The organism is Rhodospirillum sp. A1_3_36, assembly GCF_047263945.1.
Classification (GTDB): Bacteria; Pseudomonadota; Alphaproteobacteria; order Rhodospirillales; family Rhodospirillaceae; genus Rhodospirillum.
In genome coordinates this window covers 163,722-173,884 of the sequence record NZ_JBLAVB010000009.1, presented here as the reverse complement: position 1 = coordinate 173,884, position 10,163 = coordinate 163,722, and the positions used below count along the sequence as shown (strand labels likewise).

Here is a 10,163-nt window from a genome sequence, read left to right as displayed (position 1 = left end):
TGATCGGACAAACCCCGCTTACGTCACCTCGTCCGGTGGCCGTTCGGAGGCTCACATGGCCTTGGCGTCAGAGGCAATTTCGATCTTCCAGCCGCTCACCAGGGTTTTGTCCACGTTCAACCGTCCGGCCAGGTAGAATAAGCGGTCTGTTTCTGGTGTCGAATAGCCTGCGGCCTTGGCTTCGTTGGCCAGTTGGAAGCGCTCGTAGAACCAAGCCGGCATGAAAGACTGGTAGTACAGCTTCGCCTCTATGCTTGCGACCTTGCCTTTGCCCAGGGCGTCGGGGGAAATCCGGTATTGGACATGGTCGGCCCCGTCGCTTGGACTGCGGGCGAAGTCCGGATCCCCCTCCACTCCGGTTGGGTCGGTGGAAGCCATGAACTCCCGAATCATCTCGCCCTGATTTCCAATGCCGGAGTCTGTCTCCATCCCAGCGAACTCCTTTGCCGGGACCCAGCCCGGAGCCAGCAGCCGGTTGTCCTTGATGTGTGTTACCCGGTGGATGAAGCTGGTGGTGAACTCACCGGAGGCATTCTTCACCAGTTCCTCATAGATCTGGACCTGGTTGTCCTGGGTGATGACCTGGTGGTTGGGTTGGTAATCCTCGCCCGTCAGCAGTTCAGAGGGCAGGGGATCGCCATGGCTATCGGTGATCAACCCGCCTTCGTTGACCGCACCGGAGCTCCAGAGGACGGAGCCGTCCTCGCCGAAGGCGGTCAGGGCCACCCAGGCCCGACGGAAGGCGACGCCGCTGGGGAAGCGATGGCCGGTCTTGTTGACCACCTCGACATCGACCACCAAGGTGCCATCCTTGGGATCAAGGACCGTATCGGTGATCGCCACCGTTGCCACCCGCCCTTCCTTGATGGACAAGGCCATGTTGTCAATGGCCAGGTCAGACCCGTTGGTGGCTCCGCTTTCATAGTCGGCTTGATCGACCCCCAGGATACTGGGGAACTGCTGGGTCATCTCGATCATGAAGGCGTTTAGGCCGACCAGTTGGTGGCGCCGGTAGTTGGGGCGGAGGGGGATGTCAATGTCTTCTGCGGGCAGTTGGTGCTCTGCCTGGGCATAGGTGGAATCCTGGATGGTGGCGATCTGGCTGACCAGGGGATCAATGGGCTCGGGCAAGGTCTTGCCGTCCAGTTCGGTGAACTGGTTGGGCATGTGGCAGTCCTGACAGCTTTTGAAGTTGGGATTTTGGGCCGCCGTCAGGTTGTTCTTACCCGGGCCGGAGAGGGAATTGACCCATTCCAGATAAGTGGCCTGCTCGATGCCATGGGGAATGCCCTGGAAAGTGGTGTTGGGTTCCATGGCCGTCAGGACCGGATACTTGTCCTCCGTCGCGCCTATATTGGGCAGGTTGATGGTGTGGCAGGTGCCGCACATGGCGGAATCGGCGGTGAAGGGTGGGGCGCCCGCTTCCATCGGCGGAGCACCCTTGGGTGTGGTGCCCATGGCGTGTTGCATGGGCTTGGGCTTGACGTCATCGAAGGGGCCAAGCAGGTCCGTGGCTTCGGACCGTTGGTAGATGCCCGTGTTGGTCTTGGCCATGGAGTAGAGGAGGATATCTGACCGAACCATATCCTTGCTGTCACCGATCCACTTGGGGTGGTCAGCCCGGATGCCATCGGCCCAGGCAGAGGCCTCACCTGCGTCGGGCGGGGCGATGTGGTGGCAGACCGCGCAGCTGATGCCGTCCCGCGCCAACTCGCCATAGTCATGCTGGGCATAGTTCAGGGGGCCGACCGGCGGGTTGGGTTGGTTGGGCGGCGGGATGTAGGAAGGGGTTTTTTGCTCCTCCGCCGTCAGGGGTTCGGTTAGATAGAACAGGCGCGGATCAAAATGGGGGTTGAGGATGCTTCCCCCCTCGTCCAGACCCATTTGGCGCAGGCCCATGGCGCCGTGGCAGCGCAGACAGGTGTCGACCACCGCCTGTTGGGTCGTGGCGACGGCCTCTGTCGAGGCGGGCTGGCCCCCCTTGAGTTGGCCGTTCTCCTTGAGCAGGATGATCATTTCCGACTCGAGTTGGGCGTGGAAAATGGGATCCCGTCCCGCCAGTCCCATGGGGGACCAGCGCCATTCGCCGAAGGGCGAGAGGTTATAGCCCTCGCCATAGGACTTGCCCGTAGATACGAACATGGACACGCCCGAGGGCGCACCTCCCAAGCCCCCGTGACAGCCATAGCAATTGCTGGCGGTCATGTAGTGTTTGGGATCCACGCCGGGATAAACGTGATCGGTATATTCCGATGGCAGGGTGAAGGCTGTCTTGTCTGTCTCGTTGGGGTTGACCGTCATGTGCTTCAGGTCAGAGAAGGCCGCAAGGAAGGCGTCATTTGGGGCGTTTTTGGAGGGGATGGGCGCCGCATTGGTGACCGGTGCCCCATGCTCGCCATGGGCGGCGTCCACCGACAGGGGAGGCGTGAACAGGGGGCGTTGCTGGGGCGGCAGATTGAGTTGGGCGAACAAGGCCTTCCGTTCCGCCTCGGGCCACTTTTTGCTGTGTTTTTCCAGAACGGCCCAAACGGTGGTGGATGGGCCCACGGATCCGTCGGGCAGGGTCACGCCAATGGGAGACCCCTTCTCCAAAAACTCCCGGGAGCGCCAGGACTCATCGGTCTTGAACTGAAGCGCTTGCTTCCCGGGCATGAAATTGTTCAGGGACGAGAAGGTGTTGTTGTCCTCCGCCGAGGCATGGCAGCGGATACAGGTGCCCGAACCAAAGCCGGAGACGGGCACTTGCACTCCGTTGTCCACGCTGGTGGACGTGGCGTTGGGGTCCGAAAAGGAGGATCCCTTGAACGGTCCCCCATAGAACCAGCCGTCGTGGGACTCGCCGCCGCTATCGCGGATCATCACGGTCCAGCCAACCAGCAGATCGGCCAACAGGGCCTCGTAGGCTTTTGGGTCGTTTTTGAGGGAGGGCGTATCGGCCAAGACCCCATAGAGGGCCGCAGGTGGGTTGAACATTTCTTTAATGACGATGGCCCCGTTGGGGACAGGGCCCGTCCGACCGCCCTCCAACCAGTCGACCATTTCGGGGGAGTAGTGGATCCGTACCGCAGGGTGGGTGCCGAAATACTGGGATTGGATGAAGGGGCCGGTGTCGCGCACGGTTCGGTCCATTTTCCACCCTGGTGCACCAGCATACTCCCTTGCGTTGAGCCAGGGGTAAAAGACCTTAACCTCGTAATCCTGCAAGGCCATGGTGCTGGGAAGCGGAATGCTTCCCCCGGTCTGCGGCTGGGCTATGGCTATGTCACAAAAGGAAAAAACTGTAAGAAAAGCGGCACCTGACAGACTTATGAATGATGTTTTCATCTAGCCCTCCCTCTTCCTGGTTCCCAAAAGTGCACCACTTTTCTGGGGAGTGGTCAAGGAAAGAAATTAAAAGTTGTGTTCCTCTGGAATTTTTACTGCTGATATTGTTCTGTTCTGATCGTTTTCAGGACATTCATAGATTGCATTCTTATAGTGAATAATATTTTTTGTTATGAATAAGTATATCGTCCACTTAAGGGAATGTGCTCCCTAATTTTATATTTCTGATTAGGCATTGATTTTTTTATAAGTGCCATTTCTTGTGTTTCTGTTTCCTTTTGTTTTATGACTTTTTTGATTTTGAATTATTGAATTTTCGGAATTGCCAGATGGATTAAAGAATTAATGAAATGAATGTTTGGAAAATATTGTGTTTTAATGCATCGGGAAGGTTGAATTTTTTTTCTGAAAGGAGGTTGTCCCTCGCGAAATCAGTGCCTACTTTTTACTCGTGACTTGAAAAACGGTCTAGAGTGCTCCGAGATCTATAGAATGAGAGTGAAACGGGGCCAGCTTGACTCAAGCTGATCCAGTTTTACTCTAAGAATTCCAAGAAACCGTATTTTTTCAGTTTTCCAAAAATTCTCTCTTTTAAATCTTAGAGCCTAAACCGAGATAACTCTCATTATTTCAATAATTTATCCGTCATTCCCGCGCAGGCGGGACTCCAGGGTGGGAGCAGGCAACGGAGGCAAATCCCGCAACGCCAATGCGTTTGAGCACCGACACCGAAATCAACTCTGGATGCTCGTTTCCACGGGCAAGACGGACACCTTGATTTCACGGCATGGCTTTTGGGTGGGCTCTTCGTCAAGCAAAAGAAGAAGAGAGGCGTGAAAATGAGTATTTTAAATCGACTCCGAATTCGCTCCCGAATTTTAATGGGATATGGTTTGCTTCTTTCCATCATATTGGCCATGTCGGGAATTTCTTGGTATGCGATGGACGCCATTGATGATCGGGTTGCGAAAAGTGATGACGCAAACAAGCTTGTCAAGCTGGTGTTGGAAATTCGCCGAAGTGAGAAGAATCTCCTCATCCGAGGACATGAAAAATATGCCTTGGATGTAAAAGATAAATCGAAACAGCTCAAGGATGTCGCAGACGATTTAAAAAAACGTTTGGGTAAACCTAAAAATAAAGAAATAATGGATGATATATTTGTTGCGCTAAAGACATATCAAGAGAGTTTTCAGAATTTCGTAAACCTTGGAGGAGAATCAAACGCAATGATGGCGCTTCAGGATGCGGATGAAACCAGTCCCTTGGATGTCGCTGTAAAAGAAATGACCGAGGCGGCTGCTGTCATTGAGGAAAAATCAACACTAGCCCGTCAGGAATTGAAGAAGCAGATGCTTGATGTCATGTCTCTAAGCAAGACATCTTTAATCGGGATGCTCGTCGGTGGCTTGTTGTTGGGAATCATTATGGGATGGATCATTGCGCGCTCCATCACCGACCCCGTAGGTCTGATGACGGTGGTGATGGGCAAGTTGGCGGAGGGAGAAAAAGGCGTCACAGTTCCCGCCACGGAGAATACCGACGAGATCGGGGAGATGGCCCGGTCGGTTCTGGTGTTCAAGGAAAACATGATCAAGGCCGACCAACTTGAAGCCGAAGCGCGGGAGAAGTTGCGGCGGGACTTGGAGCGCAATCAAAAGAGGCAGACGTTGACGGAGGATTTTGAAGGCCAAATCATCCAAATGCTGGAAAAGGTGAGCTTGACGGTTCAGCAGGTGCACGAGGCATCCAATGGCTTGCAAGCCTCGGCAGACCAAACGTCTCGTCAAAGCTCTCTTGTCAACTCTGCGGCGACGGAGGCGTCGAGCAATGTCCAGACCGTGGCCGTTGCAACGGAGGAACTGAGTGGGTCGATTCAGGAAATCAGCCGTCAAGTTCAAGATACCACTCGTATTACCCGAACGGCCGTGGAGAGGATTGGTGACGCCAACGGCACGATGGATGGCCTTGCCGCCGCAGCCAATAAGATCGGCGAGATCATCAATCTCATCAACGATATCGCCAGCCAGACGAATCTTCTTGCGCTCAACGCCACCATTGAAGCCGCCCGGGCAGGGGATGCGGGGAAAGGATTCGCGGTCGTTGCCAATGAGGTGAAGAGCTTGGCCAACCAGACGGCCCGGGCGACGGAAGAAATCAGTGCGCAGATCGCGGGGGTTCAGACATCGACCCAACAGGCGATTTCCGCCACCAAGAAGGTCCAGGATATCATTGGCCAAGTGGACGAGGTGGTGGCCACCATCGCCTCTGCGGCTGAGCAGCAGGGCGCCGCGACACAGGAGATTTCCCGCAATGTCGCCCAGGCGAGCGATGGGACAACCGAGGTCACAACGAACATCTCCCGGGTTTCCACGGTGGCTCAGGAAACGGGCGTTCTGGCGAGCCAAATGTTCACCGTCGCCAATGAATTGCAAACGGAAGCAAAGTCTCTGCGGGATGGCGTGGATACGTTCCTCCATAATATGCGTGCCGCCTGATGGGCGGCCTTATGGGCGGTCGGGTGGGTTATCGGTCCTTGAAGGTCCAATACCCCACCCATAACCGGGTCGCGACCGTGATCAGGCAGAGGATGCCGAAGGCCGTCGCCAGCCAGGGATAGGCCTCTGGGACCAGGCAGAAAAGCGACAGGGCCGCAATGGTCTCGGTGCCTTCTGTCAGCCCACCCAGGTAGTGGATTGCCTTGGATCCCTGGCGGCTGTCGGGGTCGAGGCCTTCCTTGGCGGCCAGGGCGGCGAAGGACAGGAAGCTCGATCCGGTGCCGATGAAGGCGAACAACAGGAAAGCCGAGGGCAGGCCGTTGCGCAGGGGGTCGGCCAGGGCGAAACCCAAGGGGACAGCTGCGTAGAACAGGAAATCCAGGGTAATGTCCAGGAACCCGCCCAGGGTTGTGGGGGTCGTCGCCCGGGCCAGGGCGCCGTCCAGGCCATCCAGGATGCGATTGACGAGAATGGCGCCGAGGGCTGCGCCATACATCTGGGCCGCCAGCAGCGGGACTGCGGCCATGCCGACCAGGAATCCCAGGACCGTGACCTGATTGGCGGTGAGGCGGCGGGCTGCCAGCCATTGGGCGGTTTGGTTCAGGGCCGGGTCGACTTTGGGGCGGATATGCCGGTCCAGCATCCCCTTAGATCCGGGATCGACGGAATTCGGCGAGGGCGTCCACCAACCACCAAGCCAGATGCCGAACCATGGAGGTTCGGGCGAAAACCCGCAGACAGGGGTGGTTCGCCCCGTTGCGCCGGGGCAGGTGGGCGATCAGAACGGGAATCCCCGCAAGCAGGCTCTGGGCGCAACGCCCGATGGGGAAGGCCCGGGGGTGGAGGTCCAGGGCGCAGCCGCGCTCAAGCAACTGAATGGCATCGGGTCCCCAGACATCAACCGCGCGGCGGGATTCGCTGGTGTCGAGGGCCAAGGCATTGGTCTCTGGGGACAGCGCGGCGAAAGCCGCTTTCAGCCCGGCGAGCAGGGAGGCCCCCTGGTCCTGTGGGGCGAGCAACAACCCCTCGTCGGGACCGAGCCAGAGCAGTCGCTTCTGCTCGTCTGCGGTTAAGGTATTGGCGACCGACGGTGGGCGCAGACCGGTCACCGCCTCCACTGCCTGGGCGAAGGTCCGGTCTTCGGGGGCTCCCCGCAAGGTCAGTTGGGCCTGCCAGGGGGCTGCGTCCACCTGAATGGTCGCCGTACTCGACTGGAAAAGGCGGTCGCGCCAGTCCGCAGCCAGGGGATCGAAGCCCCTGTCTTTCCCTGACGTGCCTTTTGACCTGCGCTTTTCCGTTTCAGTCTCGTCAGCCATCGCGGCGTTGTCCTTCCGGATCCCAGAAAATCGGCTCTACCACCTGGACCTTGGCCACGTCGCCATCCGCCAGGGGGACCTGGAGCGCTTGGCCCATGCGGTCCCGCCCCCCCTTGACCAGGGCCAGGGCGATGGCGCGGCCCACCATGGGCGAGGCATAGCTGGAGGTCACATGACCCAGCATGGGCAAGGGGCGCGCGGAGGACAGGGCCTCCACGATAGGGCTGCCTTCGGGCAGAACCTGGGCCGGATCGTCGGTTCGCAAGCCCACCAGTACCTTGCGGTCGGCCCGTTGGAGGTCGCTCCGCGCCATGCCTCGCTTGCCAATGAAATCGCGTTTTTTCTTGAGCATCCCCGCCATCCCCAAATCCAGGGGCGTCACCGAGCCATCCGTCTCTTGCCCGACCAGGATGAAGCCCTTTTCCGCGCGCAGCACATGCATGGCCTCCGTCCCATAGGGGGTCAGGCCCAAGGGAGCGCCCTGGTCCATCAAGGTCTGCCACAGGGCCGGGCCGCTGCTCCAGGGGACGTTGATCTCGAAGGACAACTCCCCGGTGAAGGAGACGCGGAAGAGGCGGGCGGGGATGCCTGCCACGGCGCCCTCCCGCCAGGTCATGAAGGGGAAGGCTTCGGCGGTGAGGTCCATCTCGGGGGCCAGGGGGGCGAGAATTTCCCGGGCCTTGGGGCCAGTGAGGGCGAGGACGGCCCATTGCTCGGTGACGCTGGTCAGGCGGACCCGCAGGTCCGGCCATTCGGTTTGCAGCCATTCTTCCATCCAGTTGAGCGTCCAGGCGGCGTTCCCGGTGGTCGTGGTCAGATGGAAATGGGTCTCCCCCAACCGGGCAATGGCGCCGTCATCGGCGAGCATGCCATCGTCCTTGCAGATCAGCCCATAGCGGACCTTGCCGATGGCAAGGGAGGCGATGGGGGTTGCGTAGATCCGCTCGAGGAATTCCACCACATCGGGTCCCTGGGCGTCGATTTTGCCCAGGGTTGAGGCGTCGAGCAGACCCGCGTCCTGGCGCGCCGCCCGGCACTCCCGGGCCACGGCCTTGTCCATGCTCTCCCCAGCTTGAGGGTAATACCGCGGGCGGAGCCATTGACCGACGGGTTCGAATGCGGCTCCCTGATCCCGGTGGATATCCTGAAGGGCGGTTTCCCGGACCGTGTCGAGCAGGCCTCCCACCCGGCGCCCGGCCAGGGTGCCGAAGGTGAGGGGGGTATAGGGGGGACGTTGGGCGGTCAATCGGGCGGCCTCTGGCCCTTTGCCGTCGGCTCGGGCGAGGATCACGGCGCCATTGAGCTGGCTGGTCTTGCCCTGGTCCGTACCAAAACCGGTCAGGGTGTAGCGCTTCATATGTTCCACGCTGGTCAAGCCCTCGCGGTGGGCCAGATCGATATCCGCAGCGGTGGTGTCGTTTTGCAGGTCGACGAAGGACAGGTGGCCCGGTCGCCCGATGGGGAGCCCCCCTTTGCCCGGTTGGTCGGGGACCCGCCAGAGGTCCATGCCGTCCAGGGCGTCCGCTTCTGTCACGATTGGTGTGGGCGGTGGACCTCCGTCACCGAAACCCGCCTCCTGCGCGGCCTCGGCTCCGGCTTTCAGAGCCAGCTCCAGGGTCTGGGACAGGGCATGGGTTCCGGCTGCGGAGCCCACCACCCGGGGCAGGCCGGAACCAGGTACAGGCGTAAAGCCCCGCACGGCGGCGTTCCATGCCAGTTGGCCTCCGGCATGGCGGTACAGGTGGGCGACGGGGGACCAGCCCCCGGAAACGCAGAGCAGGTCGCAATCGATCACTCGGCGGGGGGACTGGACGCTCCGGAGATCGGGACTCAGTTGCATGACCTCCAGGCAGTCCAGGCGGTGTCTGCCGTCGGTGGCGATGACGGCGCAGCCCTTGTGGATGCGGATGCCAAGGGCTTCGGCCATGTCAACATGGGGACCGGTGGGATCGGGGCGGGCGTCGACGATGGCCTCGATCCGGACGCCCCGGCTTTGCAGGTCGATGGCGGTTTCATAGGCGGCGCTGTTGGTGGTGAACAGGACCATCCGCTGGCCTGGAACCGCCCCATAGCGCAGGGCATAGGTCCGCGCCGCCGAGGCGAGCATGATCCCCGGACGGTCGTTTTGCGGGAAGACGATGGGCCGCTCATGGGCGCCGGTGGCCAGGATGACGGTCTTGGCAGTGAACCACCACAGCCGCGCCCGGGGGCCATGGCCCCCGTGGGAGGTCACATGGTCGGTGAGCCGTTGCTCCGCCACGACGGTGGTCCCGTCATCATAGAGGCCCGCAGCGGTGGTCCGGGTCAGCAGCAGCACTTCGGGCAGCTGGCACAGCTCCTCCACCACCTCGGCCACCCAGTGGTCAGCAGGGCGGCCGTCCAGGGCGCGGGTCTGCCCCAGGAGAGACCCGCCGGGCTCGGAGCCCTCGTCGATCAAGGCCACCCGGGCGCCGGCTCGGGCAGCGGCGAGGGTGGCGGCCAATCCCGCCGGTCCGGCGCCGACGACCACCACATCCCGGTGGAGGTGTTGGTGGGTGTAGACGTCGGGATCCGGATCCTCCGGCATGCGGCCCCAGCCTGCGGCCCGACGGATCAGGGGTTCGAAGACATGGCGCCACAGGTGACGGGAAGACAGGAAGGTTTTGTAATAGAACCCCGCAGGCATGAGCGGCGCCGCGAGTCCCAGGCCCGCCAGGACATCCCGACGGACATTGGGCCAGCAGTTGACCGGATCGGCCTCCAGCCCGTGGATCAGGTCGACCTGGGTGGCCCGGGCATTGGGGACGAGGCGGGGTTCCAGGCCCAGTTGAACGAGGGCGTTGGGCTCCTCCGCCCCGGCGCTCAGGATCCCCCGGGGGCGGTGGTATTTGAAGGAGCGGCCGACCAGATGGACCCCGTTGGCGATCAGGGCCGAGGCCAGGGTGTCCCCCGGGTATCCGGTGTACCCCTTGCCATCGAAGACGAAGCGGAGGGGACGGGTCCGGTCGATGCGGCCCCCGGTTTTCAGGCGGAAGGGTTGCTCCAT

The 10,163-nt window shown here is 60.7% G+C and carries 5 protein-coding genes; 1 reads left to right on the top strand and 4 read right to left on the bottom strand.

The annotated features are described in order from the left end of the window. Nucleotides 1–51: 51 nt before the first annotated feature. Nucleotides 52–3,324 (bottom strand): hypothetical protein, encoded by a 3,273-nt coding sequence (locus tag ACLIRY_RS18335; protein WP_413206870.1) that lies wholly within the window; start codon nucleotides 3,322–3,324, stop codon nucleotides 52–54. 839 nt (nucleotides 3,325–4,163) lie between these two features. On the opposite strand from ACLIRY_RS18335, the gene ACLIRY_RS18330 reads away from it, so the two are divergent. Then, nucleotides 4,164–5,822, top strand: a complete 1,659-nt coding sequence (locus tag ACLIRY_RS18330; protein ID WP_413206872.1) for a methyl-accepting chemotaxis protein — start codon at nucleotides 4,164–4,166, stop codon at nucleotides 5,820–5,822. Nucleotides 5,823–5,850: 28 nt separating this feature from the next. On the opposite strand, the gene ACLIRY_RS18325 is transcribed toward ACLIRY_RS18330, so the two are convergent. From ACLIRY_RS18325 to ACLIRY_RS18315, 3 genes are read right to left on the bottom strand one after another with little or no spacing between them, the layout of a single operon-like run. Beyond that, nucleotides 5,851–6,465 carry a CDP-alcohol phosphatidyltransferase family protein gene (locus ACLIRY_RS18325; RefSeq protein WP_413206869.1) on the bottom strand — a complete coding sequence of 205 codons (615 nt, stop codon included), beginning with the start codon at nucleotides 6,463–6,465 and terminating at the stop codon, nucleotides 5,851–5,853. 4 nt (nucleotides 6,466–6,469) lie between these two features. Then, nucleotides 6,470–7,138, bottom strand: coding sequence for a sarcosine oxidase subunit gamma (locus ACLIRY_RS18320; RefSeq protein WP_413206868.1), 669 nt, complete (start codon nucleotides 7,136–7,138; stop codon nucleotides 6,470–6,472). After that, nucleotides 7,131–10,163: a sarcosine oxidase subunit alpha family protein gene (locus ACLIRY_RS18315; protein ID WP_413206867.1), complete on the bottom strand. Its 3,033-nt coding sequence runs from the start codon at nucleotides 10,161–10,163 to the stop codon at nucleotides 7,131–7,133. The genes ACLIRY_RS18320 and ACLIRY_RS18315 overlap by 8 nt, the downstream gene beginning before the upstream one ends.